Genomic DNA, 25,806 nt, shown 5'->3' with positions numbered 1-25,806 from the left:
CGTCAATTTTTCAGGATCTCTATCCTGAATTTATTCCTGAAATACCCCCTCAACAGGTACAGGGAGGCATAATAGGGCAGCAGGACCAGCAGGGACAATGTGCCAGCCAGCCATTCCGCCATAAATGCGGACGCAGCGAGGAGGGTCAGCACCATGAGCAGGAAGGGAAAGACATAGGCCCAGAAAACGGCCGTACGTCCCAACCCCTTCCGCAGGACCAGGGTAACCGGCTCACCGATTTCACAGGCAATGCCGGGGTCGGATATCCGGACCTGCCTCGGGGATGCCTCCGAAATGCCGCAGGCTCCCCGTGCATGACACGTTTCACAATGGAGGTTGCCTTCCAGCAATACGGTGACCGAACTGCCGTCCGTACGGGCAATCCTCCCCGGGTGGGTATAGGCTTTGGGCTGTAATTGACTGGCTTCCATGGTAATCCGCGCGAATGATTCGCTAAGTGAATCTATATCATTTACTTATGCTATTTCATGACAAATGTCAGCGGGGGAAGAAATACACGGGAACCGACCGGTCGGGAAGCCTCAGGCCCTCAGGGGGAATTTCCGTATCTTTTTCCCAAAACTTATCATGAAATACGCTCTGCTGCTGGGACTGGCAATACTCCAGTTTGCCTGTAACCCGGCAACCACCGACCCCGAAGTTGCCAGATGGGAGGAACAGGCCGAAAGGATTACCATATACCGGGACGATTTTGGCGTGCCCCACATTTACGGGAAGACCGATGCCGATGCGGTATTCGGGATGCTCTACGCCCAGTGCGAGGACGATTTCAACCGGGTGGAGCGCAACTATATCTGGGCGATCGGGCGCCTTGCGGAAGTCGAGGGGAAGGAGGCGCTTTACAGCGACCTGCGCGCAAGGATGTTCATGAGCCGGGAGGAGGCCATGGCCGCCTATGAAAACAGCCCGCCCTGGCTCCGGGAACTTTGCGAGGCCTTTGCGGATGGGATCAACTATTACCTCTATACCCACCCGGAGGTGACGCCAAAACTGCTTACGCGGTTTGAGCCCTGGATGCCCATGTATTTCAGCGAAGGTTCCATTGGCGGGGATATCGAACGGGTCAACACGGACAAAATCGCCGCCTGGTACGAGGCTGGAATCGAATTTCCGGAGGCCCGGCTGCAGGAAGCCGGCAAAAAGGAAGCGGAACTCGAGCCCCAGGGGTCCAACGGCATCGCCATTTCGGGGGCGCTGACGGCTTCGGGAAATCCGATGTTGCTGATCAACCCGCATACTTCTTTTTATTTCCGTGGGGAAATCCATGCGGTAAGTGAGGAAGGCCTGAATGCCTACGGGGCGGTAACCTGGGGGCAGTTTTTTATCTACCAGGGCTTTAACGAAAAAACTGGTTGGATGCATACCTCCACCTACACGGATGTCCTGGATGAATTCCGGGAGGTGGTCGAGGAAACGGGAGACCGCCTGCTGTACCGGTACGGGGAGGAGCTGCGGCCGGTGGCCCAATCGGAAGTCACCCTGAGCTACCGGGCAGGGGACAGCATGTCCCGGCGTACCTTCCCCATTTACCGCACCCACCACGGGCCGCTGACCCATCTTTCAGACGGGCAGCCCGTGGCTACGGCCATGATGTGGGACCCGGCGAGGGCTTTGGAGCAGTCCTTTGTGCGGACCAAACAGGAGGGGTACAAGGGGTTCCGGGAAATGATGGATATCCGCACGAATTCCTCGAACAATACGGTCTACGCCGATGCCGAAGGCAACATTGCCTACTTCCACGGGAACTTTATCCCCAGGCGCAGTCCGGCTTTTGATTACCGGGAGCCGGTAGACGGGAGCGACCCCGCAACAGACTGGCAGGGGCTGCACTCGGTGGATGAAAACATCCTGATCCTCAACCCGGCCAATGGCTGGATACAGAACTGCAATTCCACCCCCTATACGGCCGCCCTGGAATTCAGCCCCAATCGGGAAGATTACCCGGAGTATATGTCCCTGGACCGAGAGAACTTCCGGGGGATCCACGCCATCCGGCTGCTTACCGGCCGCTCGGGATATACCCTCGACAGCCTCATCTCCCTGGCGTATGAACCGACCCTCCCGGCCTTTGAGGTGCTGATCCCCGGCCTGGTGGAGGCCTATAAAACGCATGGCAGCGAATACCCCGCCCTGGAGGCGCCCATCCGGGTACTCGCCGGTTGGGATTTCCGGACCTCCGAAACGAGTGTGGCAATGACCCTGGCCCATTTTTACGGCACCCAATATGGGCGGTCCGCCAACCGGCCGGAGGGGATAAACAGCGATATGGAACTGATGGAATACCTGGGGGCGGCCTCCCCCCCGGAAGAGCGTTTGCAGGTATTCAGCCGGGTGGTCGACCAGCTCAATGCGGATTTTGGGAGCTGGGAACTCCCCTGGGGGGAGGTCAACAGGTACCAGCGGATCAACGGGGAGCTGCGCCAGCCATTCGACGACGGTAAACCCAGCCTTCCCATCGGGCTGGCCTCCGGGCGATGGGGTGCCCTGGCCGCTTTCGGGGCGCGGTACGACAACGGCACCAAAAGGATCTACGGGACCCGCGGCAACAGTTTCGTGGCTGTGGTGGAATTCGGGGAGAAGGTGCAGGCCAAATCGCTGCTGGCAGGCGGTCAGAGCGGGGACCCGGAGTCGCCCCATTTCGACGATCAGGCGCAGATGTACCGCCGTGCGGAATTCAAGGATGTGCCTTATTACCGTGAGGATGTGGTGGCCAGGGCGGAGGAAACCTATCGCCCGGGGCACCGGGAAAAGTAGCGCCTATTCGTCCTTGACGATGATCAGGCTGGCCTTGGAACCCGTTGACAACAGCCACTTGTTGGAGTAGATCAGTTGGCCCTTGTCGTCATAGACGTCCACCTGTGCGGTATTTGGGCCGGTGGAACCCTGGTTCAGGGCTTCGAAATCGATTCGGTTGAACCCCTTGTCCAGCTCCAGGTTTACGCCTTTGAAGGCTCCGGTCAGCAGGATGTTCGGGTCTGCCACCACGCCGTTTACCAGGATGCGCACCCGGTCTCCGTCCACAAATTCGTGGTCGCGGCATACAACGCCCACGAACTTTGAGGAGGTTTTAACATCGCCCAGGTACATATCCCCAAAATGCTTTCCGGAGGATCCTTTTTCGGTTTCCCCGATCTTCGGTTTGAGTACCAGGTCGTGGCCTGCCTGCTTCAGGTCGCGTTCGGGCAGCATCCGTACCGTGTTTTTCCGGTCGGACAACCCCAGGTCATATTCTGGTTTTTTGTCGAGAAGGTTTGGTGCGGGGAGTCCGTCGGGTTTGACTGTGACATCCTTGTCCGGCTCGGCCGAAATATCCAGCCTGCGGGTCTGTGGGACATCCGTCTGGGCTTTCGCCCCTGCCCCGCAAAGTAGGAGCACCAGGAAGAAATAGACTATACGCATAGCTTCTTACGCATGCCGTAAAAGTAGCAAATACCTTGCCGGACCGATATAAATTGCTGTTAAATTAGATCAAATGCCGGGAACCTGCAGGCGGTCAACGCCAGGCGGCCTTCAGAAAACGGATCGCATTGCCGTGGAAGATGCCGGCGATGTCCTCCCCGGAAAACCCGCGTTCTTCGAGCAAGGGGACCAATTGCTGCAAGTCTGCAATCGTGTCCAGGTCCGAGGGCCCCTGTTCGCGGCCAAAGCCCCCGTCCAGGTCCGTGCCCAGGGCCGCATGCCGGGTATTCCCCGCAAGGTCGCACAGGTACTGTATATGGTCTGCCACGTGTTTCAGCCGGACATCGGTGGTATCCGGGTGCGATTCCCTTTTTATCCAACCAGGCACGAGCATCCAGGCATCCAGGGCTGTCCCGATGACTGCCCCGCGTGTGAGGAGGGCCCGGAACTGCTCGTCCGAAAATTGCCGCTGGTCGGGCACCAGGGTCCGTGAGTTCGAATGGCTGGCCCAAACGGGGCCTTTGAAACATTCGAGGGCCTCCCAGAAGCTTTCATCGCTGAGGTGGGTGACGTCCAGGATCATGCCCAGGCGGTCCATCTCCTGCAGGAGCTCCCGTCCCTGGGCTCCCAGGCCTCCTTTGGCATGTGTCCCACGGGCATAGGTGCCCGGGCCGTAGTGGGCAGGGCCGAGTATCCTCAATCCCATATCCCAGGAGCGTTGCAGCAGTCGGGGCTCCACAATGGAGTCGGCGCCTTCCAGGCTCAGCACGTAGCCAATCGGCCCGGAAGTATCCCCGTCCTCCCAGTTGCGCACATGCTCTTCCAGCAGGTTTGCAGAGGTGATGCAGCGCAGGTGTCCCTGTCGCTCCATCTCCTGGTACCAGGCGAGCTGTCCCTGGGTTTGGGCCCATGCCTGGGCCGGGGAATGCCACCCCGGCAGCGGGTTTCCCATTTTCACGTGCCGGGCTATGAGCGTCGCGACGCAAAGGCCGATGGACCCCCGTCGCATCTCCGGAAAACAGACAGTCCCCTGGCCCCGGTCCGGTTTATCGGCAAGGCCCGCTTCCCGCCGGCGGATTTCCCCTATGGGACGGGTGAGGTCCCGGTTCCATTCCATGGCATTCATGGCAAGGTCAAGGTGGATGTCGAAAAGGAACATAGGCAGTGCTATATGGTGAGTTTGTAATCCCGGGCTGCGACCCGCCAGGATGACTGGACGCGGTGTCCCTGAACGACCAGCAGTTCGGGGTACTTGGCCACTGTGGGACAGATATGCATCGGGAAGCCGTAGATGACCTCCCCGACGGCGGGTGGCTCCCCGATGCCGCAGGAGAGGACCAGGTGTTCTTCGCTCTGGCCGGATTGCCGGCAACTCGGCAGGGCTGGAAGCACCACCCTCGGAAAATCCATTTCTGGGGCGATCGCCTTGTGGCCCAGGTCCAGGCAGATCGTGCCGGGCCCGGGATGGCTGATTACGCGTGTCAGCAATACGGCAGCAATCTTAAAGGGCATTTCCGGGAAAAGTTCCTGATAGCGGGCGTCCCAAAGCAGGGTAGTCCCCGGGCTCAGTTCCACCCCTTTCCGTTTGGCATGCATCGGAAAACTGGGGGACCCCCCGGCGATGACGGTGGGCACGGGCAGGCCCGCGGCTTCGAGGCTGGCCTTCAGCCTGGTTACCCCGGCAAATGCCATATCACAGGCCGCCTGCCGCTCCCTCGGGTCGGTCGGGCGGATGTGGCCGTCGTAGGCATGCAATCCGCATGCCTCCAGGGCCGGGTGCCCGGCAATTTTTTTATACAGGGCTTCGGCCTCCGGTCCCGGGGGGATACCGGTCCGGTCCATTCCGGTATTCAGGTCCAGGAAAAGGCGGATTTTACTCCCCGATTCCCCTGCCAGCTTCCCCATTTGGGCAACGGTTTCCGGATGGTCGGCAAGGGCTGCAAACCGGGCGTTGGGAAAGGCGGCCTGCAATTTCAGGAAGCGCTCCTGGTCCGGCCCTACCGGTTGATAGGCAAGCAGGATGTCCCCGGCCCCGCATTGGCCCAGCAGTTCGGCTTCGGCTATGGTGGCGCATTTAAACCGGGTGATGCCCCGATCCAGCTGCATCCGGATGATTTCGGCCGTTTTGTGGGTTTTAATATGCGGGCGCAGCCTGGTCGGGCTCCCGGCTATCCGGACCATGGCGTCGATGTTTTCCCGTATCCTCTCAGGATAGACCAGCAGGGCCGGGGAGGGGACTTCCGCAGCATTTTCAATTTCGTACCAGGCCAAAGCGGCCCCTGCTCCGGGGGATTTTTCCTTTTCCTGATCGCCTGCTGCCTTATCCGCCTGATTAATTGCCATCTCAGCGCAACTTAAATATGGCCTCAATTTCCACCGGGATATTCCCGGGCAGCATCATTCCCACGGCACTGCGTACACCTACCCCTTTATCGGGGCCGAAAACACTTGCCATGAGCTCGCTGAACCCGTTGATCACCAGGGGGTGGTCCGGGAAATCAGGGGTGGCATTGACCATTCCGAAGGTTTTAACCAGCCGCTCGATCGGGTCCACAGGGCCAAAATGGGTCAGTATGGTCGACAACATGGTCAGGCCCACCTGCCGGGCGGCAGCCTTTGCCTGCCCGAGGTCCAGGTCGTCCCCGGCCCGGCCTTTCATCAGCGTGCCGTCCCGTTGCATCGGTCCCTGCCCGGAAACGTAGAGGAAGCCGTCCAGGACCAGGACGGGTTTATAGAGCCCTGCCGGCGGCGGGGCAGGGGGCAATTCGGATTTCAGGGATTCGAGGACCTGTGCGGGTGTTTGGTTCATTATTTTCTGATTAGAGGATTAGAGGATTAGAGGATTAGAGGATTAGAGGATTAGAGGATTACATTCAATATCAGGACCCCGATCAGGCCCATGATGCCCACCGTGGTTTCCATTACCGTCCAGGTGCGCAACGTATCATTCACCGAGAGGTTGAAGTACTCCTTGAAAAGCCAGAATCCGCTGTCGTTCACATGGGAAAGCATCAAACTCCCAGAGCCGATGGCCAGGACCATCAGCTCGGGGGATACACCGGTTCCCTGTATCAGCGGCAGGGCAATACCTGCAGCGGTAAGGCCGGCTACCGTCGCAGACCCGACGCAGACACGGATCACGGTAGCGATACCCCAGGCCAGAATCAGGGGGGAAATCGTGCTGTCCTTCAGGAGGTCTGCGATATAATCGCTCACGCCACTGTCTACCAGCACCTGTTTCAGGGCACCGGCCCCGGCAATGACCAGGGTTACCATGGTAATCCCGGTTACTCCTTCGGCGGCGGTGCCCATCACTTCCTTCATATTCCTTCCCCTTGCCAGCCCGAGGGTATAGATCGCCACCAGTACGGCCAGCAACATGGCGATGACGGGGTTGCCTGCAAATTTCAGGATTTCAAGGACCGTATTCCCCTGTGGGAGTACGTATTCCGCCAGGGTTGCCACCGCTATGAGGAGTACCGGGAGCAGGGCAGTGAATATACTTACGCCAATCCCGGGCATCTGGTCCTCCTCGAGGATCACGGGATTGACAAATTCCTTCATCGGGGTAGCGTGTATGTTTTTAAATGTCCTGGACAACAAGGGTCCTGCTACGATAATCGCCGGGATGGCCACCAGGATCCCATATAAGAGCGTCTTGCCAAAATCGGCCCCGAACATACCGACAATTGCCGTGGGGGCCGGATGGGGGGGCAGGTATCCATGGGTAACCGACAGGGAGGCCAGCATGGGAATCCCCACATACAACAAGGGAAGCCGGGTGGAAGCCGCCACCGTAAATACCAGAGGGACGAGGATCACGAACCCCACGGAATAAAACATGGGGATCCCTACGATAAAGCCCGTAAGCACCACAGCCCATTGGATGTACCGGCGGCCGAATTTTGCGATCAGGGCCGAGGTGATGCGCTGGGCGGCCCCGCTGTCGGCCACCAGTTTTCCGAGCATGGCGCCGAATCCCAGGATCAGTATCAAAAAGCCCAGGGTATTTCCGATGCCGTTCTGGATGGCGGTAATTACGCCTTCGACGGACATGCCTTCCCCGAACCCAACCAGGAGGCAAACGATGATGAAGGCAATAAAGGCATTGAGTTTCAGGCGGGCAACCAGCAGGAACAGCAGCAGGATGCCCCCGATTACGATGAGTAATGGCATTGGGTCGGTTGTGGATTGGTTCGTTCCGCTAAAGATAGCATTTTCCGGAAACCGCCGATCCAAAGGCCACCTATTCGGTCAGGAACATCCCGGATTTAAAGAGGGCGGCTATGATGAGCAGGATGGCGACCGCGATGATCAGGATGGCAATCTGGGTCTTGCTGTTTTTCTGGAAGATATAACCCGGTTTATCCTCCCCGGGTTCCTTGATGAATTCAGTGGATTCTTCTCCTTGTTTTTTATCCATGGGATGTACGGTTTTGCTATGAAAATGTACATTCTATGTGCGTTACAGGCGTCCCGGAGAGGCATAATTTTTAATCGGATCGAATCGGGCGCCGGCAGCCGGGTCCAATATCGGGCCAATATCCGGGGTTACAGGGTTACAGCCCGAGACGGAATTGGATCAAGGTTTCATCCGAATGAGCACGTTCCGAGCGTTCATTTCAGGTAACTTACCTTCACTGGCAGCATATACCAGAAGCAGGTATGGCGCGCTGTTCTTACTACTACACAGAGGCGCCTGTCCTTTAAGCTTTGAAGTTTAGTTGGTTAGTTAAAAGGATTCCGGTTTGCTGCTAGGCCGGAGTCTTTTTTTATGGCTGCCACATCCAATACCCCTGAAATACCTTTATCTATGGAATCTGAATTTGCCCAGGCTTGGGGAAAAATGAAGGAAAAACTCCTTGGCTGGGTAGATACCCTGATACTCAACCTGCCGAACTTCCTGATCGCTTTGGTGGTTTTCATCATCTCGGTGATCCTGTCCAAGTATATCAGCCGGGCCGTTGACAAGTTGCTGCAGCGATCCAGCATGCAGGATTCGATGAGAAACCTCATTTCCCGCCTGGTGTCGATTGTGGTGATCCTCCTTGGGCTTTTCCTGGTGCTGGGGATCCTGAACCTGAGCCGGGCACTGAATACGATCCTGGCGGGAGCCGGTGTAGCCGGCCTGGCCGTGGGCCTGGCCCTGCAGGGGGCTTTGGCCAATACCTATTCGGGCATCGTGCTTTCCTATGTGAAGTACATCAAATTCGGAGACTGGATTCACACCAACGGGTATGAGGGGGAGGTGGTCAACATCGACCTGCGTTCCGTCACCCTGAGGCAACCCGACAACAATATGGTGTACATCCCGAACAAAATCGTAGTCGAAAACCCGATCAAAAATTACAGCACCACGGCCCAATCCCGGGTAATCCTTTCCTGCGGCGTGGGCTACAGTTCGGACCTGGAACAGGTGAGGCAGGTGGTACAGGAGACCATAGTACAGACCTTCGAGGAGGTGGGCAGCGCGGAAGACATCATTTTTCTGTATACCGAATTCGGCTCGAGTTCCATCAATTTTGAAACGCGATTCTGGATCGAATCGACTTCGGCCCTTCAGGTGGCCAACTCGAAGACCCGGGCGATGATCGCCATCAAGGGCGCCTTTGATTCGGAGGGGATCAATATCCCGTTCCCGATCCGTACCCTGGATTTTTCCGGTCCGTTGCGGGTGGAACACACCTCAGATCCGGGCAGCAATACCTAAGCGCCTCCGGCCCGCTTTCAGGCCGCAGCCTCCGGCAGGTCTACCTTGTTCAGGCGCTTGCTTTTGTATTGCTTCGGGCTGCAATTGTATTTGTTCTTGAAAATCTTGCAAAAGTAGCTCCTGCTGGTGAGCCCGACCGAATAGACAACTTCGGAGATGTTCATGTCCGTGGTCCGCAGCAATTCCTCTGCCTTTTCCACCCGGACATTCCGGACATAGTCGGAAACGGTGCGTCCGTGCATAAACTTGAATCCTTCCTGCAGTTTGTTGGGCGAAAGGCCGGACTTTTTGCACAGGGATTTGATCGCGTGCTGCACCTCCGGGTAGTTCACTATAAATTCGCTCACCTGGTGGATCAACTGCAGCTCCTGCCCGGTAAGTGAGGTCGTATTGGACTTCTGATCCACATCCAGATAAAACTGCGTGATCTGGTTGGATAGGATCAGGTTGCAGATCCCCTCAAATCTCAGGTAGGAGGCAATGTCATTGTCCTGCCGCTGTTTTGCCAACATCTTGATCTGTTCGCCGATCTTCAGGTTGTAGGCACCCAGGTGGATGTGTTTTTTGCCATTCCCGAAATGTTCCAGCAATTGGCGGAGTTTTCCCTCCAGGCCGTGGAAATTATTCCGGAAGTGTTCTTCGTACCGCTTTTTGTCGATCCCAATCACGTTGAAGACAAAGCGCTGTCCCTTATCCACCTTGAGCAATCCTTCGGTTTCCCGGTTGTTGTATATTACTGCGGTTTGCAGTTTGTCCAGCTGGATGAAATTCCCGGATTCCCGGAGCCGTACCGCCCCGTGGCCTTCCAGGCAGTACACGAAATACAACATATCCATATCCGGTGCATTCAGGGGGATATACTGATCTTCTTCGAGCGTAATGTCGTACTCAAGCGCCGTCATGCATTTGTTAAAGCAAATGCAGTTGATCGAGCCGCTGCCGATATGTGTCCCGATATCGAGCCGGAACAACCCTTTCTGCTGGCTGATGGTTCCCTGTAATTGCTCGTTGAGGGCATGCAGGTGCTTTTCAGCTCGTTTTATAGTCAATTCCATTTTATTGTCGTTATCTGTTCTTTCAAAGGTCAAAAGGATTAGCCCCAGCCCTGTTACAGAACCTTCATTAGTTATTATAACTTTCACATGCCGGAACGGGTATTACTGCCCAACTGGCACTGAACAAGTCTTTTACCCCAAGGCGTTTGCTTTTCGGGGTAGGGTAAACTTACAGGATCCCCTTCGCGGACCTTGATGGTTTTCGGAAAATGTTTAACAGTATTGGGGATTTCTGATGAAAAGGACCGGTTTTGTTAGACAATTCTGGGTAAAAGGACTAACATTCTTTTCGTTACGGTCAGGAAAACACCGGGTTATCCTGTTACTTGCATAAAAAGATTCCCAATGTTTTACAGGTTATCGAATACGGCAAAGCGAGGGAAAATTGAAAAGGAATTCGGTACACCATTCAAATATCCCAGGATCTATCAACCCCGGTCTGTCATCGACGGGCTCAGTGAGGAATCGCTGCCGGTGATCACCCAGGAATCCCCGGAATATATCCAGAACAGCATCTGGGGATTGCTCCCGGATAAATTCCGTGAAGACTGGCACCTTTTCCAGAACAGCCTGAACACCCTCAACCTGAGACATGAATTGATAGAGGAAGTGGGGTGGCTGCGCGAATGCCTGGCAAACAAGCGCTGCCTGATTATTGCCAATGGTTACTTTACCATGCACCATTACGACGGGGAACTCTATCCCTATTACATTTACCGGCGCGATAAGAAGCCCTTCGCGATAGCCGGCATCTACAATATGCTGGATGACGGGTTCCTTACCTGCTCCCTGCTGGTGGGCACAGCCAGCCCCATGCTCCGGCAGATCCAGAACCTGGATAACGGGATGCCCGTCATCCTGGGCCCGGACGAAAGGAGCGTATGGCTTGGGCGTGCGGACAGCAATGGGCTGCAGCACCTGCTCAGCCATCCCGGATCCCCCGAACTGGTCGCGCATCCCATTGCCCGTGAATTGTACAACCGGAATATCTGCTATGAAAGCATGCTGGACCCGGTCCATTACAAGAACCTCCCCATCCCGCTGACCTGATGCACGATACAGGGGCCGCCCGCTACCTCAGGCGGTGCGTTGCAGTTGTTTCTCGGGGGCAGCCTTTTTGCTTTTCAGGCCCATCAGCGGGTGCAGGAATTTTACGGGGCGGATGATAAAATGGTAAATCAGCCAGCTGCCCCCGAAGGTGCCCAACGTCAACAGGAAAAACTCCAACCCCAGGCCCAGGTCTGTATCCATGAGAAAATAGGCAAGGATCACGGTCACTGTCTGGTGCAGGATGTAAAAAGGATAAACGGCCCGGTTGCAATAGCTCAGCAGCCGGCTGGGGCGGTTCAGGTATACGGCGGCATAGCCGAAAAGCACAAAGATCCATGTCCAGAGGTTCAGGACTTTGAGACCCGCTTCGCTGAAGTGCCGGTACGCGTTATCCTCGAATTGCCAGATAAACAGGAGGCCGGCAAAGCTGGCAATCCCCAATAGCAGGTTCCTGCGGCGGTACCGGACCGCGGCCTGCCAGAAGTCTTCCCCGGCTGCCGTCAGCAGGAAGCCGTAAAAAAACAGGGTACCGTAGTTGGCCAGGGCAAACCAGTCCCCGACCAGTGCATGCGTTACGTTGAAAAAGGGTTCCATGAAGGCCTCGTAGAAATACAGGGGAAGGATGAACAGGAGCAAGCCCCATTTGCTTCTTAGCCGCTTGCGAACCCACGCCACCTGTTTGCCCGGACGATCCCGGAGGCGCCTGAAAACACGGGCGAGTACCAGGGAGAAGAGCAGCAGGTAAGGCAGGAACCAAAGGTGGTGCCAGCTGATATTTCCTTCGGGGTAAACCCCCTTAAAGGCGGGGCCCGAGAGGTATTCCCAATATGATCCGTAAAAGGCCCCCGAAGCCAGGCGTTCCAGGTAGACCTGTGGGGGCACGATGACCAGCATCCCGAAAAGGAGGGGGATCCCCAGCCTGAGGAGCCGCTCCCCCGCATAGGCCCCGGGGCTGCGGTAGGAATAGGCGTAATAGGTTCCCATGCCGGAGATCACAAACAGGATGGGCAGGCGCCACTGGTTTACGAATAGCATGGGCCACCGCAGCTCCGGGTAAATGATGTCGTTTTTCAGGTGCCAGCCCCAGGGCACGAAGAACATACCCACATGGTAGAGGATCAGCAGGGCAAATACCCCCACCCGCAGCCAGTCAAGATCATACCGTCTTTTTGCTTTCATCGGTTCGTTGTTTTAGGCAAAGATGAAAACTCTCCGGTTGTAACCCCTTAATTATCAGTTCCAATCCGTCTGTTTTTGCAATTCCGGACAACCGGGGCTTTAACTTTTTCCGGCAGATTTCATGAATTGAGATGGGGAATGGCCGGTTTGCTTCCTGAAAGCCTCGTAAAAGGACGACCTTGAGCGGAAACCCACATTCCTGCCGATGGCTTCAATGGTCAGGTGCCGGAATTTCCCGGATCGGAGCTGGGATTTGGCCAGGTCCACGCGGAATCCGTTGATGAAATCATTGAAATTCCCGCTGGTTTCCTCATTGATGAGACGGGAGACCAGGTTGGGGTGGATATCAAAATGGTTGGCAAGGGATTTCAGGGAGGCCTCGGGGGAAGTGAAGAAGGATTCCCTCCCTGCCGCTTCCCGCAATTGTTCCAGGGTAATGTCCCCTCCCCGGGAGGCGGAGGTCTCGTATTTGTCGAGGAGCCAGGAGCGCTGGAAGAACCGGGTTTCAGTCAGGAAGGCAATCGTGGAGGACAGGGTGACTGCAAACGTGAAGAGCGACAGGTAGTGGTCTCCGCCGTCGTCTTCGTAATTCAGGTACACCAGCAGCATCAGGCCCAGGCTGAGCAGGAAGGTCACAAGGGCAAACCGGCCGAACCGGTATTTGGATATGCGCACTCCGGAGGCCGGGTCGCGGAAGTCTTTGCGCGACCGTTGCCATAACCGGACGGAAAGGAGCCCGTAAAATGTAAATCCTATGAGCAGCAGCCACCGCTGCTTGTCTTTGATCCACTGATATCCGTAGCTGGTCCCTTCAGGTACTTCCGCAAACGGGATATGGGAGAAATAGGCATCCTTATAGGCGTTGAACTTTACGGGAAGCGGTTCGGTATAATACCCGATCTGAGACAGCCCGTAGCCGATTGCCGGGAGGAAATGCAGGAAGAGGATCCCGGGCGGCAGGGGTTTTTTTATCACCAGGTGGCGGATACTCAGGTAGAGTAGGGGGGCAAAGAGCAGGGTCAGGGGCTCGGTGGAATCATTCCAGGCAAGGGTGTATTTCATCCACCCGGTATAGCACAGGAAAGTATCCAGGTTGGTGACCGACAGGCAGCAGATCAGCAGTGCAAAATAGAAGAGCGCCCGGTTTTCCCTGGGGCCCCGCAACCAAATGACCCCGGAAAGCAGGAAGCCCAGCAACACGCCGGAGAACATGAGGTAGGATACCAGGTCGTGCCGGATTGGGATGGCCGCTATCAACTGGCTGAGGTCACTTGGCTGTACGGAGGCAGTCATCCCGATTGTTTAAGGGAATAGTTTGCGAGCTTTTCCGGTCCTTCGAGCAGTATGCGGACCACCTTCAGCACCCCGTCGTCCGTGGTGGCAATCTGCCATTTGATCAGGCTTATTTGCCCGTCCTCGATTTCCAGCCCGGTGATGCTCCTGGGGTGGACACAACTGCCGTCATTGAAAAGCGGGATTTCCCCGGGCTCCGGAAACCGTGGCCTGTGGGTGTGCCCTACGATAACGGGCAGCATGTCGTTGGCCAGGATCCATTTTTTGATGCGCTTTTCGATCCGGATCAGTTCCTTGTAGTTCCGGGCCGGGGAGGTGGGGTCCGCAATCCCCCAGACCTGCAGCGGCTTCCAGAGTACCCGGACCAGGAACCGGCTCCAGCGCCAGAAGGTGTAGTTCCACCAATCGGCCTGGTGCCCGTGGCAGAGGAAGAGTTCCTGCCCGGTCTCCTTATGCCTGAGGACAATCCCCTCTTCATACCGGATCCCCTCGAAGAGTTCGCGGTCCCGGCCGTCGATGGGCTCAAAGTAACTGCTCAGGTTTTCGGCCACATAGTCGGGGTTCTTGTAGACCATGTCGTGGTTGCCCCAGATCATGTGGAGCCTGTTTTCCAGGTGGAAGTCGCGCAGCAGCGTGTAGACGTTCTTGTGGGCCTCAAAAATCGATTCGAAATTCAGGTTTTCCCAGAGTTCGTCCCCGTCGCCCAGTTCAAAATAGTCGAAGCCCTGCTGGTAATAGTGTTTCAGTGCGTGGTAGTAGATGTTCCGGTTATTGGCAAATTCGTCCGCAAAGCTGTTGTCGCCCCGGTGGCAGTCACTGAAGAAGATAAACCGCGAATGGTCGTCGAAGGGTATGACGGGGGCCTGTTTATAGGCACGGTCAAGTCGGCGCTTGGAGAACATAGGGCGATTTTCGATAAATATCCAAAATTTGAGCGGAATTGTACAGTAGGGATGCTCAAATAGGAACCGCAATATTTTGTAATTTTATTTGCTGCGTTGCGACTCAGCACCGACAAACCATTCACCATGGATCAGGAACTGCCCGTAAAATTTCTGATAAGCTTTGACAAGTTCCTGCGGTTTTACGACCAGCTGGCAGAAAACGGTACGCCCGACCAGCGGGCCAAGGCAAATCGGATCCTGGAGGCCCAGGCACCCTACCCCGAGCTTCGGGAGGGATTTGAAGAAGTCGAAAAACTCGAGACCCACAAGGAGGTGCTGGACATCATACTGCAGGACGCATTCTCCGAGGTGCTCAGCCGCAATGAAATCAAGGCGCTTTCCCTGCCCTATGTGGACATGCTCTTTCACCCATCGGCGCGCCTAAGACGCATCATCGAAAATGCGGGTGATGATTTCAACCCTATCCTGATGCGACGGTCCGACGGGCAGGACTATATCATGGCCAGCACGGTTATACTGAATCACCACTACGGCTTTAAACTTGACTTCAGCCGGCCCTATTTCTTCGAATTTCCGGATGCCAACGGGGTAATGCACCATTACCGCATCCTTTACAATGCGGATTTTATGGAAATCATCCCGAACGCGGAAGCCCCGGAGATTACCCAGGACGACGTGGACGAATTGCTATCGCATCCGGAAGACCTGGATTTCTGGAAGTCCAAAATACCCCCGGGAAGCTTTACGATCAAAGGATTCGTAATCGCCAATATGTTCGACGTAACTGCGGAGTACGCCATCTCGGCCATAAAATCCGAATTGATTGCGAGCGATAAACGGGGGAGTGACAGTTTCATGAGCGAACTCCAGAGCACCTTCCGGTCGTTTTTCCGCCTGAAGGACCTGAGGGTGGGTTTTATTACCTACAACCGCAAGGACGGGCAGTTCGAGAAAGTCTATGGCAAGGGGATGGAAAGCTTTATCCTTGGGGATTCCCATGCGTGCAAATGCAACGAGTCCCTCTGCAGCGAATCCTACGAAAAGCTTTTGAACGAAAAGGCCTATTTTGTCATACCGGACGTCGCCAGGTACCATGAAAACTCCGGGGGGGAGGGATTTTACCAGAACCTTTTTGACCAGGGGATCCGCAGTGCAATATTTGCGCCCATTGCGGACAAGGACGAAGTACTGGGTCTGCTAGAGGTGGTTTCCACCAGGACCAACGCCCTGAATGCGGTCAATGCGACCAAGCTGGATGATGTGATGCCGTTCATTGTTTCGGCTGTTGTGCGTTCGCGCATCGAGGAGGAGAACCTGATCGACGCCATCATCCAGCATGAGTGCACCTCTGTGCACGAATCCGTCCTTTGGCGGTTTCAGGAGGAGGCCAGGAAATTCATCATCGACCAGCTCGAGGGCAGGGAACCGGCGTTCAGGGAAATTGCCTTCCAGGACGTGCATCCGCTTTACGGGCAGGTGGACATCCGGGAATCCTCCCACGCCCGAAACGCTGCCATACAGCGGGACCTGATGATCCAGCTCTCCAGGATCCGGGCCGTGCTTGAATTAGCGTTTGGCAAAACCCAGTTGCCTATCTACGAGGAGCTGACTTTCCGGGTAAGCAGGCATATCGAAGATATCAAAGAAGTGCTGCACACCAACAGCGAGCAGGCCATTTTCAATTTTGTACATGAGGAAATCACACCTGTGCTGGAGCACCTCAAGGGCCTGGACAGTGAGCTGGCTGCCGAGATCGGCTCCTATGAGGCCGGGATCGACGTGGGGACCGAGTCCTATTATGACCACCGGCGGAATTACGATGAGACCGTTATGCAGATCAACAAGACGCTGGCTTCCCTTCTTGACAAAAGGCAGGAAGATGCCCAGCAGATGTTCCCGCATTACTTTGAGCGCTATAAGACCGACGGGGTGGAACACAATATGTACATCGGGGGCTCCATTGCCTCGGAGCGGGAGTACGACCCCCTCTACCTGAGCAATTTGCGCCTCTGGCAGCTGCAGGTAATGTGCGAGATGGAAAATGCCTACTACGACATCAAATCGGAATTGCCCATACAGCTCGACGTAGCCTCCCTGATCCTGGTGTACAACACCTCCCTGAGCATCCGGTTCCGCATGGACGAAAAGCGGTTCGATGTGGACGGCACCTATAATGCCCGGTATGAAGTGATCAAGAAGCGGATCGACAAATCCCGGGTCAAGGGGACCGGGGAGCGGCTGACGCAGTCCGGGAAACTGGTCATTGTCTACTCACAGAAAAAGGACGAACAGGAATACCTCAGGTATATCCGGTTCCTGAAATCAAAGGGCTACTTCACCGATGAGATGGAAATTGTGGAACTGGAAGGCCTGCAGGGGGTCTCCGGCCTCAAGGCTATCCGCGCCGGAATCCTTTACCGGAAAAGCGACCCGCAGGGAGAGGCAAAGGAATTCTACAACTACGACCAATTGATGGAGGAACTCAACTCCTGATCATTCGGGCAGCTCGAGGATCCGGTCAGGGCCGTAGAACTTCAGCGCCACGAAAAACGCAATCACCGAAAGAATCATCCCCACCATAAATATGGTATAGGTCCAGCGCAGCAACTTGTATTTCCGTTGCAGGACCAGGCCGAGGAAATACAAATCCTTGGTGAGTGTGTTGTACACGTAGAATTTATCCTTGATCAGTTCCCGCATGGCCCATTCGTATTCCGGTAACGCCATTTGGTGGAAATTCCCGAAGAACAGCAGGTTCACTTTTTTCTGGGCAACGTCCTCCTTGGTAAATTTCCCGCTGGTTACATTGGGCCGGGTAGCCAGGATGGAAAGTATCATGGAGGCGATGCTGAAAACGATAAATATCAGCGTGGGGTAGATGAGGTAATCGTTGTTGGGGTTGTCCAGTTTCGGGATCAGGTTCGCGATGACCAGGGAAATGATGATCGCATTCACCGATAACAGGATATTCGCTTTGGTATCCGCAATGTCGCTGAGCTTCAGGTGGTTTCGCATGGATACCCGGTACATGGTCTGTATCCCCCGCTCGGGGCTTTCACTTTTGAACTGGGCCTTCAATTTTTCCTTCTTGGCCAGTTGCCCGCGCTTTTTTTTGTCCTTGACCAGTTTGCGCAAATTATCGTCCTTGCCTTCCTGCCAGTTTTCCCTGGCATAATCCGTGTAAAACTGGTGTTCGGACTGGAACATATTGATATTCATTTCCCGCCAATCTTCCTGGTTGTAATGCGCGATATCCAGGAGGGAGAGCTCCTCCCGGAGCAGCTCGGCAATTTCCCGGTAATCCTTCTGGCTCAGGTGGGAGGAATCCGCATCCCGGAGGATTTTTTCTGCCGTGTTTTCCGGGGAATGATGGCGACGGGTAGCCCGGATCAGTTGACAGACACTCTCGATTCGCTTATTGGCCAGGCCCTGCTCCTGCAGGAAGGACCGTGCTATCTCGCAGCTCTTTTCTTCATGGTCCTGATTGTCAATGGCATACCCGGCATCATGCATCCAGGCAGCGAGCAGGAGGTCCTCCGCTTCCTCTTTATTCAGCTCATGGTGATCCAGCAATTCTTTTGTACTTTGTACAACCAGCTGCGTATGCCTGAGGTTGTGGTATAGGTACCGCTCGTCCAATTTTTCGGATAGTAACTGGGATACATAGACAGCCGCGTTTTCCGTAAGCTTTGTCATACAGAAGGAGATTGATTATACAAAGTACAAATTTTATATGTCTCCCAGAATTGCTTTTCTAAAACAAGTTCTCCTGATCGCGGCATGGGGGTGCCTTTTGGCCTCCTGCGCCACTTACGCCCCTAAATATGCCAGCCCCGGGCAGGCTACGGATTTGGCAGGCCGGTCTGAGGTTGCCCACACGTTTTACCTTATCGGTGATGCGGGCCTGTCGCCTCCGGGGGGCATGAACCCGGTCCTGCAGCGGTTCCAGGACCGCCTGAGCCAGGCCGGGCCCAATAGCACGGCCCTTTTTCTTGGAGACAATATCTATCCGGCTGGCCTGCCAGACCCAAAGGATTCCCCCCAGGAATTCCAATTGGCTGCCAGCCACCTCGAAGCCCAGCTACGGACCCTGGACCAGTTTGAGGGCCGGCCCGTATTTATCCCCGGCAACCACGATTGGTACAACGAAGGGATCAAGGGGCTGAAGCGGCAGGAGGAATACGTGGAAGACTACCTGGACCGGAAGAATGTCTTCCTGCCGGAGAATGGCTGTCCCATCGAAGTGGTAAGCCTCTCCAACGACCTGATGATGATCCTGGTCGATACAGAATGGTACCTGACTGACTGGGACAAGCGGCCGGCCATAAACGACGATTGCGAGATAAAGGACCGGGAGGTTTTCTGGGAAACCCTTGGCAGTGAGATCAAGCAACACGCGGACAAGACCATCCTGCTGGCCATGCACCACCCAATGCGGAGCTACGGGAATCACGGTGGGCAGTTTACGCTCCGGCAACAATTCTACCCCTATTCGGGAAAGGTCCCGCTCCCTGTAATCGGCACCCTGGTCAATCTGTTCCGCCGGACCGCAGGGGTGTCCATAGAGGATATGCAAAACAAGCGGTACCTGGAACTGCAAAAGCGGATGCTTACTTTGGCCCGCTTCGGGGAGCGGGTGGTCATTGCCTCCGGCCACGAGCATACGCTGCAATACATAGCGGAGGAAGGGATCGCACAGATAGTAAGCGGTTCCGGGGCCAAGGAAGGGGCGACCAACCTCCTGGGCGGCAGCACCTTCTCCACGGGCTTCCGCGGGTACGCGGTCCTTGAGGTCTATACGGACAAGAGTTCCCGCGTCCGCTATTACGGGGTGGATGATACCGGTGGGGAAAAATTCCTTTTTACCACCATGGTCCATGCCCCTCCTTTTGAACCGGATCCTGCCGCATTTGAAGCCGATTTCCCTTCCCGTGTCGAAGCCGCCGTCTACACGGAGGATGAAGTAACCAAATCGGGGTTCTATACCCGGATGTGGGGTCCGCGCTACCGGGAACTCTACGGGGAGAAGATTAACGTGTCCACGGTGCGGATCGATACTCTCTACGGCGGCCTTACCCCAATCCGCAAAGGGGGTGGGCAGCAGTCCAAATCCCTGCGGCTACGGCATCGGGACGGCAGGGAATTCGTGATGCGCGCCCTTCGAAAACAAGCCGAACAAAACCTGCAGGCGATGGTATTCATGGACCAATACATCATTGGCGACCTTGAAAACACGGCCCCCGAGGAGCTTCTGGAAGACCTGTACACCGGGGCACACCCCTACGCCCCCTTTGCGCTATCCCCCCTGATGGATACCCTGGGCATCTATCACACCAACCCAAGGCTTTTTTATGTCCCCCGCCAGCCGGCACTCGGCAAGTACAACGAGGATTTCGGGGACGAGTTGTACATGATCGAGGAACATCCTTCCGAAGGGCATGAAGACCTGCCCAGCTTCGGATTTGCAGAGGATATCAAGAGCACCTTTGACCTGATCCATTCTCTCAGGGATGATGAAAAGTACCGGGTGGATACGGAAGCCTATATCCGCGCCCGCTTGTTCGACATGCTGATCGGCGACTGGGACCGGCACCAGGACCAGTGGCGCTGGGCGGAATTCGAAGACAAGGTAACGGGGGAGGTCATCTACCGGCCGATCCCCCGCGACCGCGACCAGGCCTTTTCCGTAATGGGGGACGGGTTTATAGGGAATCTCCTGACCCGCCTGGTCCCCGGGGTCAAGAAAATGGAGGGTTTTAACGAGGAGATCCGGAATGTCCGCACCTTCAACAGCAACCCCCTTTCCCTGGATATGACCCTGCTGGGCGGGACGACCCGTTCCCAGTGGCAGCAGCAGGCCCGGCAGATTCGCCAGCGGATAACCCCGGAGGTGATCGACGCCTCCCTCCTGGGCATCCCCCCCGAAGTGCGTGGGGCCACCAGCGATAAGATCCGCCGGACACTCCTGGCCCGACTCGACCGCCTGGAGGATATTGCTAATGATTATTTTGAGGTGTTGCAGCGCTACCTTGTTGTCCGGGGTACGGACAAGGACGACTGGTTCGAAATCCAATCGGGCCCGGAGGGAGGGGTGGTTGTCCGCGCTTACCGGATCATTCACGGGGAGAAAAGCAAACTGTTCTTCGAGCGGACCCTCCTCCCCGACCTCACCCGCGAAGTCTGGATTTACGGCCTGGACGACCGGGACCGCTTTGAAATCGACCTGGCAAAAGGCACAAAAATCAAGGTGCGTATCGTCGGGGGCCTTGGAAGGGACCGCTATATCACCACATCGGGAAACAAGGCGGTGATCTATGACTACAAAACCAGGGAGAACCGCTTTGAGGGGCCGGGGCACGCACGCCGGGTGCTTACGGACCATTACCAGGTAAATACCTTCCAATCCCTGGACCTGGCCACCTTCAACAGCCACCTCCTGCCGACGGCGGGATTTAACCCCGATGACGGCATGCGCCTGGGGTTGGGATACAGTTTTTCGCGCTATGGTTTCCGGCGGAACCCCTTTACCTACCGCCATTCGGTTACCGGTTCCTTCTATTTTGCCACCAGTGGCTTTGACCTGGGATACGAGGGGGAGTTCGCCAATGTATTCGGGAAATGGAACCTGCAGGTGCAGGCGCGGAACACCAGTCCGAACTTCAGCCAGAATTTCTTCGGCTTCGGCAACGAGTCCCTGAACCCAGATGACGAATTGGGTTTGGATTACAACCGGATCCGCCTGAGCGTGCTGAGCCTGAAGCCGGCGCTGATCTGGCGGGGCCCGCTGGGAGGCAGCCTCCGGTTGGGCCTGGGGTACGAGCGCTTTAAGGTAGAGGAAACAAGTGACCGGTATATCAATACATTCTACCAGGCCAATGGGGAGGAGAACAGCAGCCAGTTCCTGGGGGTCAGCGCGAAGTATTTTTACGAAAACCGCGACAATGAGGCCTTCCCGACCCTCGGGATGTCCTCCAGCCTGGAACTTGGCTATAAGGAGCGGGCGGATTCCTGGGGCACAGGCTTCGGGTACGTCATTCCCGCCCTCAGCCTCGACCATCGCCTGCTGCCATCGGGCCAACTGGTTCTCGCCACCCGGTGGAAAGCGCACTTTAACCTGGGGCAGGGATACGAATTCTTCCAGGCAGCCCGGATAGGCGCCAATGATGGTCCCAGGAGTTACCGGAACGAGCGTTTTTCTGGGAAGACCGCCTATTATCAACTCACCGACCTTCGGTTGCAGTTCGCGCAAATGCGCACCGGGATTGTTCCCCTGTCCATTGGGCTATTCGGGGGCTTTGACTACGGCCGCGTCTGGCAGCCCGGGGATTCATCCTCCCGCTGGCATACTTCCTATGGCGGCGGTTTATTCCTCAATGGCATCGATGTGGTTACCCTGAATACCGCTTTGTTCCAGGGGGAAGACGGCCTCCGGTTCTCCTTTGGCCTGGGGTTCTCATTTTAAGGGAGCGGGAGGGAATAGCGGTAAATATTGCCGCCGCGCCCCACGCTCTTCTCATCGGTTAAATACACCTCGGTCTCGTCGACAAAACAGATACCTTCCAGCTGGGTGTTGGACTCCAGGGAAAACTTGCGGGGCGTCCCGGCAAATCCCGTGGTGCCAAAAGAATCGTATACCCAGATAAAACCGTAACCCAACAAGGCCAGCCGGTTACCGCTTGGCGACAGGGCTGCGTCGGTTACCTGGCACCCCCTGCGGTCCCCACAGATAAATATTCGGGTGACCAGTTCGGCCTTGTACTCCCCCGGTTCATCCGGTACGCGATAAATGGTGGCCATCCCGTTAAAGGGCCGCGCCCGGTTCTTGGTGATAATGTACAAATGCCCATCCAGGTGGAAGAACCCTTCCGCGTCAAAGAAGCGGGCGTTTTTCTCCGGGGGGAAGTGCTTTTGGTCGGGATAGGAGAACCGGATGGCCTCTGCATCTATCTTGTCCCCGGGTTCCTGGCGGGGGTCAGGCAGGCGGTAAATCACCAGGTCGTCCCGGGAATTCAGGTTATTCCCGAAATCCCCTATGTAAAGGCGGCCCAGTGTATCCGTAGTGAGTGCTTCCCAATCCTTATTCCGGGCATCCTTTACCTCGTACTCCCTCAGCAGGTTCCCCGTGGTGTCTACCTCCCGGATTTTGTCCGGGTTACTGCCGTCCTCTATGACCCAGATGGTTTGCCCGTTGTAGGTCACCATCCCGGAAGCCTCGTTGACCCCCCCCGGCAACCTGCAGACATAGTCCAGTTGGCCGTATTGGGTACAGCTGAATCCAAGCAGCCCGGCCAGGAGCATCAGGGATTTTCGGATCGGGGTGGGCATGGCGGGCAAGTTTTTCTTTTCAAAGGTCTAAATTAAGGATTTAACGGGATGGGCACCCAACCCGTTTCCATCAAAAACCGGCTGCAACTGCCAGAATAACGATTTTGGGTGTGCAGTTAATGATTAATCCCCTATTTTTAGATACTGAACCAAACCATCCAATTTGCCATGATCGGTATCCTTTCCTTCGTGGGTTTCACCCTGCTCGTCGCCGTTATCTCCTATATAGCCACCCGCAAAACCAATGAATCCACCTCCGATGGGTATTTTCTGGGTGGCAGGAGCCTGACCGCCGGGGTGATTGCCGGTTCCCTCCTGCTCACCAACCTTTCCACCGAACAGATCGTCGGGCTCAATGGAAGCGCATACCTGGACGGGTTATCTGTAATGGCCTGGGAAACCCTCGCGGCAATCACCATGGTCATCACGGCCGTGTTCCTGTTGCCGCGCTACCTGAAGGGGGGGCTTACCACCGTACCCGGTTTCCTTGCAAAGCGGTTTGACACCACCACCAAAACCATCACTTCCGGCCTTTTCCTCACCGGCTACGTAGTGGTCCTGTTGCCGGTGATCCTGTATTCAGGGTCGGTGGCAATCAGCGGGATGTTCAATGTGGCGGAACTGCTCAATGTCCCTGAAGCAACCGCCCGCGTCATCTGTATCTGGGGTATCGGCATTGTCGGGTCTATTTACGCCGTTTTCGGGGGGCTCAAGGCGGTAGCCGTTTCAGACAGTATCAATGCAATCGGCCTGCTCATCGGCGGGGTAATGATACCGGTCTTCGGCCTGATGGCGATCGGGGACGGCAGCGTGATGGATGGAATCAATACGCTGATCGATTCCAGCCCGGAGCGCTTCGACTCAACGGGGGAATTTTATCAGGAAGTCCCTTTCAGTACGATTTTTACGGGGATGATGCTGGTGCAGCTCTTTTATTGGGGAACCAACCAGCAGATCATCCAGCGGGCCCTCGGGGCCAAAAACCTGGCAGAGGGGCAGAAGGGCCTCCTGCTGGCATCCTTTATCAAAATCCTCGGCCCGATCATCCTGGTATTGCCCGGAATGATCGCCTACTATTACTTTGAGGGCAACCTGGCCTCCAGCAACGATGCCTATCCGGAACTCGTCCGGGCCGTATTGCCTGGTCCGCTTGTGGGCTTCTTTGCAGCCGTGCTTTTCGGGGCCATCCTCAGTTCGTTCAACAGCGTGCTGAACTCTTCCGTGACGCTCTTCGGCATCGACATCTACAAGCAGCACATCAACAGGGAGGCCTCGGAGGCCACCGTCGTCAAATACGGGAAGATCTTCGGGATCATCCTGGCGCTTGCGGCGATGCTGGTTGCCCCGGTGATCGAAAACGCCGGGAGTATCTTTGATTACCTGCAGGAGGTCAACGGTATCTACAACATCCCGATCCTCACCATCATCGTGGTGGGGTACCTGACCCAGCGCGTTCCGGCCATTGCAGCCAAGGTGGCCATCTTCCTCGGTTCGGGACTCTATATCCTGAGCCAGTTCATCATTGGCCCGGGGATGGTGGAATCCGCCCTGGAAGCGGCCCGGGAAGCCGGGGTTACCGACCTGACCGCCCTGCGCAAGGTGGAAGCGGAAGCCTACCCCCATTACCTGCACATCATGGCCATCCTCTTCCTGCTGAACGTGGGGATCATGCTATTGATCGGGAAACTGAGGCCCAAGAAAGACCCCTATGTGCTGGAATACACCCGGCAGGTGGAGATTACCCCTTACAAATACGTGAAGCAGGTGGGCCTGGCCGTGGTGGTGGTCGTGATACTGATCTATATCGGATTCGCGAAATAAGGACGGGACGGTTCCTGTCCGGGAGTCTCCTGCGAAGGCGGCGGCCCCGGGTTGTCAGAGACCTCTTCCGGGGCGTTTCAGGCGATCACGGGCCGGCAGCCCTGCCTGTTTCCTTAATAGGCAGGTAGATTTCCGCCGTCCACCTCAGGACATCCCCACCCATGTTCGGGTTGTTTAAGAAGACCTCAACAGGCTCGGGGTCCACTTCGATGCCATTTTTTTCCGCATAGTCCATCAATGCGTACCAGGCCCGGTCCGAGGTGATGTAATTTCCGTGGTAGATAGCCTTGAGGGCCCTTTTCGGGAAGATCCGCTTGTATTGGATCAGCGGGTTCTCAGGCAGGTGGGTGGACCGGATGATCGGGAAGCAGAAATTGTAGTCCAGGCTGTCTTTCTCCCGGTCCCACTGGTTCACCACAATCATGGGTGGCCCGTTTAACCTTACCCCGTTGTTGACCAGTATGCCGGAGAGCAGGTTATAATTGTTCATCATCCCGGCGGCTTTCCCTTGCTGGGAGGTTTCCAGGGGCACATAGGCATAGAAGGTGGAAGGCAGTTCCGCCTCGCCTACGACTTCCACTTCGAATTCCTCGGTATGGGCCTGCAGGCGCTCGGCAAAATCCCGGACCAGCTGCGTACTGACCCGTTCGACCGTACTGTTCCCGAAAAGCACCTCCCATTTGTTCGCCAGGCTGTGGTCCCGGTCCCTGAATTTGGCTACCACCAGGGAGGTGGAGGCTGTCAGGGGTTGGATTTCCCACCGGCACCGCAATACGGAGTCACCAGCCTGGATCTGCTGTTCCAGGTGCAGCAGGTCTTCCTGTTGAATCTCTGTGCCTTTCGCGCCCACTTCCAGGTTCCAGATCTTGATCGACTGGTTGATGGTCCCCGGGAAACTCGGGGCCTCGTAGCGCACAATATAATCATGAGGGTAAACGAAGAAGTACCCGGTGGCCCCCAATACGATCAGGAGGCCGGCAAGCAGCAATACTTTTTTCATTTGGTTGAACCTTTTGGCGATTACAGCTTTTGGTCAGGGTTGTTTTAT

Annotated in this window: 20 protein-coding genes; 6 read left to right on the top strand and 14 right to left on the bottom strand. The window is 56.0% G+C overall.

All coding sequences use genetic code 11. The features are described from left to right. Positions 1–2: 2 nt before the first annotated feature. Positions 3–431: a SoxR reducing system RseC family protein gene (locus H7F20_RS00930; RefSeq protein ID WP_185784272.1), complete on the bottom strand. Its 429-nt coding sequence runs from the start codon at positions 429–431 to the stop codon at positions 3–5. A gap of 157 nt (positions 432–588) precedes the next feature. Between H7F20_RS00930 and H7F20_RS00925 the strand changes: the two genes are divergently transcribed. After that, the gene (locus tag H7F20_RS00925) at positions 589–2,775 is read left to right on the top strand and encodes an acylase (RefSeq protein ID WP_185784271.1); all 2,187 of its coding nucleotides are present in this window, start codon (positions 589–591) and stop codon (positions 2,773–2,775) included. Between the two features lie 3 nt (positions 2,776–2,778). On the opposite strand, the gene H7F20_RS00920 is transcribed toward H7F20_RS00925, so the two are convergent. The 6 genes from H7F20_RS00920 to H7F20_RS00895 form a co-directional block, all read right to left on the bottom strand. After that, positions 2,779–3,420, bottom strand: a complete 642-nt coding sequence (locus H7F20_RS00920) for a hypothetical protein (protein WP_185784270.1) — start codon at positions 3,418–3,420, stop codon at positions 2,779–2,781. 94 nt (positions 3,421–3,514) lie between these two features. Next, a complete protein-coding gene (locus tag H7F20_RS00915) occupies positions 3,515–4,579 on the bottom strand; it encodes a dipeptidase (RefSeq protein WP_185784269.1) in 1,065 nt (354 codons plus the stop codon). Between the two features lie 8 nt (positions 4,580–4,587). Continuing rightward, on the bottom strand, positions 4,588–5,763 hold the full coding sequence (locus H7F20_RS00910; protein WP_185784268.1) for a D-TA family PLP-dependent enzyme: 1,176 nt from the start codon (positions 5,761–5,763) through the stop codon (positions 4,588–4,590). 1 nt (position 5,764) lies between these two features. Next, positions 5,765–6,229: a RidA family protein gene (locus H7F20_RS00905; protein ID WP_185784267.1), complete on the bottom strand. Its 465-nt coding sequence runs from the start codon at positions 6,227–6,229 to the stop codon at positions 5,765–5,767. A 50-nt stretch (positions 6,230–6,279) separates the two neighbouring features. Beyond that, positions 6,280–7,596, bottom strand: coding sequence for a gluconate:H+ symporter (locus H7F20_RS00900; protein ID WP_185784266.1), 1,317 nt, complete (start codon positions 7,594–7,596; stop codon positions 6,280–6,282). Positions 7,597–7,666: 70 nt separating this feature from the next. Further along, the gene (locus tag H7F20_RS00895) at positions 7,667–7,843 is read right to left on the bottom strand and encodes a hypothetical protein (RefSeq protein ID WP_185784265.1); all 177 of its coding nucleotides are present in this window, start codon (positions 7,841–7,843) and stop codon (positions 7,667–7,669) included. 390 nt (positions 7,844–8,233) lie between these two features. Here H7F20_RS00895 and H7F20_RS00890 point away from each other — a divergent pair, with 390 nt between their 5' ends. Beyond that, positions 8,234–9,130, top strand: a complete 897-nt coding sequence (locus H7F20_RS00890; protein WP_185784264.1) for a mechanosensitive ion channel family protein — start codon at positions 8,234–8,236, stop codon at positions 9,128–9,130. A 17-nt stretch (positions 9,131–9,147) separates the two neighbouring features. Here H7F20_RS00890 and H7F20_RS00885 read toward each other — a convergent pair whose 3' ends face one another. Beyond that, complete coding sequence (locus H7F20_RS00885; RefSeq protein ID WP_185784263.1) at positions 9,148–10,185, bottom strand: helix-turn-helix transcriptional regulator; 1,038 nt, start codon at positions 10,183–10,185, stop codon at positions 9,148–9,150. Between the two features lie 345 nt (positions 10,186–10,530). On the opposite strand from H7F20_RS00885, the gene H7F20_RS00880 reads away from it, so the two are divergent. Then, a complete protein-coding gene (locus H7F20_RS00880) occupies positions 10,531–11,235 on the top strand; it encodes an SOS response-associated peptidase (RefSeq protein ID WP_185784262.1) in 705 nt (234 codons plus the stop codon). A 27-nt stretch (positions 11,236–11,262) separates the two neighbouring features. Here H7F20_RS00880 and H7F20_RS00875 read toward each other — a convergent pair whose 3' ends face one another. The 3 genes from H7F20_RS00875 to H7F20_RS00865 all read right to left on the bottom strand — a co-directional run bounded on the left by H7F20_RS00875 (position 11,263) and on the right by H7F20_RS00865 (position 14,609). After that, positions 11,263–12,414 (bottom strand): acyltransferase family protein, encoded by a 1,152-nt coding sequence (locus H7F20_RS00875; protein WP_185784261.1) that lies wholly within the window; start codon positions 12,412–12,414, stop codon positions 11,263–11,265. Positions 12,415–12,513: 99 nt separating this feature from the next. Further along, on the bottom strand, positions 12,514–13,707 hold the full coding sequence (locus H7F20_RS00870) for an AraC family transcriptional regulator (protein WP_185784260.1): 1,194 nt from the start codon (positions 13,705–13,707) through the stop codon (positions 12,514–12,516). Then, entirely contained in the window at positions 13,704–14,609 is a 906-nt protein-coding gene (locus H7F20_RS00865) for a metallophosphoesterase (protein WP_185784259.1), read from the bottom strand. The genes H7F20_RS00870 and H7F20_RS00865 overlap by 4 nt, the downstream gene beginning before the upstream one ends. A gap of 126 nt (positions 14,610–14,735) precedes the next feature. Here H7F20_RS00865 and H7F20_RS00860 point away from each other — a divergent pair, with 126 nt between their 5' ends. Further along, on the top strand, positions 14,736–17,105 hold the full coding sequence (locus H7F20_RS00860; RefSeq protein ID WP_185784258.1) for a GAF domain-containing protein: 2,370 nt from the start codon (positions 14,736–14,738) through the stop codon (positions 17,103–17,105). Here H7F20_RS00860 and H7F20_RS00855 read toward each other — a convergent pair whose 3' ends face one another. Further along, complete coding sequence (locus H7F20_RS00855; protein WP_185784257.1) at positions 17,106–18,308, bottom strand: Pycsar system effector family protein; 1,203 nt, start codon at positions 18,306–18,308, stop codon at positions 17,106–17,108. A 37-nt stretch (positions 18,309–18,345) separates the two neighbouring features. Here H7F20_RS00855 and H7F20_RS00850 point away from each other — a divergent pair, with 37 nt between their 5' ends. Further along, positions 18,346–22,074: a metallophosphoesterase gene (locus H7F20_RS00850; protein ID WP_185784256.1), complete on the top strand. Its 3,729-nt coding sequence runs from the start codon at positions 18,346–18,348 to the stop codon at positions 22,072–22,074. Here the strand turns inward: H7F20_RS00850 and H7F20_RS00845 are convergent. After that, the gene (locus H7F20_RS00845; RefSeq protein ID WP_255443941.1) at positions 22,071–22,937 is read right to left on the bottom strand and encodes a hypothetical protein; all 867 of its coding nucleotides are present in this window, start codon (positions 22,935–22,937) and stop codon (positions 22,071–22,073) included. The two genes, H7F20_RS00850 and H7F20_RS00845, sit on opposite strands and share 4 nt — an antisense overlap. A gap of 168 nt (positions 22,938–23,105) precedes the next feature. On the opposite strand from H7F20_RS00845, the gene H7F20_RS00840 reads away from it, so the two are divergent. Beyond that, a complete protein-coding gene (locus tag H7F20_RS00840; protein ID WP_185784255.1) occupies positions 23,106–24,758 on the top strand; it encodes a solute:sodium symporter family transporter in 1,653 nt (550 codons plus the stop codon). An 85-nt stretch (positions 24,759–24,843) separates the two neighbouring features. On the opposite strand, the gene H7F20_RS00835 is transcribed toward H7F20_RS00840, so the two are convergent. Next, complete coding sequence (locus H7F20_RS00835) at positions 24,844–25,758, bottom strand: GyrI-like domain-containing protein (RefSeq protein WP_185784254.1); 915 nt, start codon at positions 25,756–25,758, stop codon at positions 24,844–24,846. Positions 25,759–25,806 lie beyond the last annotated feature (48 nt).

The organism is Robiginitalea sp. SC105, from assembly GCF_014243345.1.
GTDB lineage: Bacteria > Bacteroidota > Bacteroidia > Flavobacteriales > Flavobacteriaceae > Robiginitalea.
Note: the sequence above shows the minus strand (reverse complement) of the source record. Positions and strands in the feature narration are given on the sequence as shown.

Bases quoted from the DNA above. Each gene is read 5' to 3' on its own strand.
- H7F20_RS00930 (WP_185784272.1), bottom strand. From the start codon at position 431: ATGGAAGCCAGTCAATTACAGCCCAAAGCCTATACCCACCCGGGGAGG.
- H7F20_RS00925 (WP_185784271.1), top strand. From the start codon at position 589: ATGAAATACGCTCTGCTGCTGGGACTGGCAATACTCCAGTTTGCCTGT.
- H7F20_RS00920 (WP_185784270.1), bottom strand. From the start codon at position 3,420: ATGCGTATAGTCTATTTCTTCCTGGTGCTCCTACTTTGCGGGGCAGGG.
- H7F20_RS00915 (WP_185784269.1), bottom strand. From the start codon at position 4,579: ATGTTCCTTTTCGACATCCACCTTGACCTTGCCATGAATGCCATGGAA.
- H7F20_RS00910 (WP_185784268.1), bottom strand. From the start codon at position 5,763: ATGGCAATTAATCAGGCGGATAAGGCAGCAGGCGATCAGGAAAAGGAA.
- H7F20_RS00905 (WP_185784267.1), bottom strand. From the start codon at position 6,229: ATGAACCAAACACCCGCACAGGTCCTCGAATCCCTGAAATCCGAATTG.
- H7F20_RS00900 (WP_185784266.1), bottom strand. From the start codon at position 7,596: ATGCCATTACTCATCGTAATCGGGGGCATCCTGCTGCTGTTCCTGCTG.
- H7F20_RS00895 (WP_185784265.1), bottom strand. From the start codon at position 7,843: ATGGATAAAAAACAAGGAGAAGAATCCACTGAATTCATCAAGGAACCC.
- H7F20_RS00890 (WP_185784264.1), top strand. From the start codon at position 8,234: ATGGAATCTGAATTTGCCCAGGCTTGGGGAAAAATGAAGGAAAAACTC.
- H7F20_RS00885 (WP_185784263.1), bottom strand. From the start codon at position 10,185: ATGGAATTGACTATAAAACGAGCTGAAAAGCACCTGCATGCCCTCAAC.
- H7F20_RS00880 (WP_185784262.1), top strand. From the start codon at position 10,531: ATGTTTTACAGGTTATCGAATACGGCAAAGCGAGGGAAAATTGAAAAG.
- H7F20_RS00875 (WP_185784261.1), bottom strand. From the start codon at position 12,414: ATGAAAGCAAAAAGACGGTATGATCTTGACTGGCTGCGGGTGGGGGTA.
- H7F20_RS00870 (WP_185784260.1), bottom strand. From the start codon at position 13,707: ATGACTGCCTCCGTACAGCCAAGTGACCTCAGCCAGTTGATAGCGGCC.
- H7F20_RS00865 (WP_185784259.1), bottom strand. From the start codon at position 14,609: ATGTTCTCCAAGCGCCGACTTGACCGTGCCTATAAACAGGCCCCCGTC.
- H7F20_RS00860 (WP_185784258.1), top strand. From the start codon at position 14,736: ATGGATCAGGAACTGCCCGTAAAATTTCTGATAAGCTTTGACAAGTTC.
- H7F20_RS00855 (WP_185784257.1), bottom strand. From the start codon at position 18,308: ATGACAAAGCTTACGGAAAACGCGGCTGTCTATGTATCCCAGTTACTA.
- H7F20_RS00850 (WP_185784256.1), top strand. From the start codon at position 18,346: ATGTCTCCCAGAATTGCTTTTCTAAAACAAGTTCTCCTGATCGCGGCA.
- H7F20_RS00845 (WP_255443941.1), bottom strand. From the start codon at position 22,937: ATGCCCACCCCGATCCGAAAATCCCTGATGCTCCTGGCCGGGCTGCTT.
- H7F20_RS00840 (WP_185784255.1), top strand. From the start codon at position 23,106: ATGATCGGTATCCTTTCCTTCGTGGGTTTCACCCTGCTCGTCGCCGTT.
- H7F20_RS00835 (WP_185784254.1), bottom strand. From the start codon at position 25,758: ATGAAAAAAGTATTGCTGCTTGCCGGCCTCCTGATCGTATTGGGGGCC.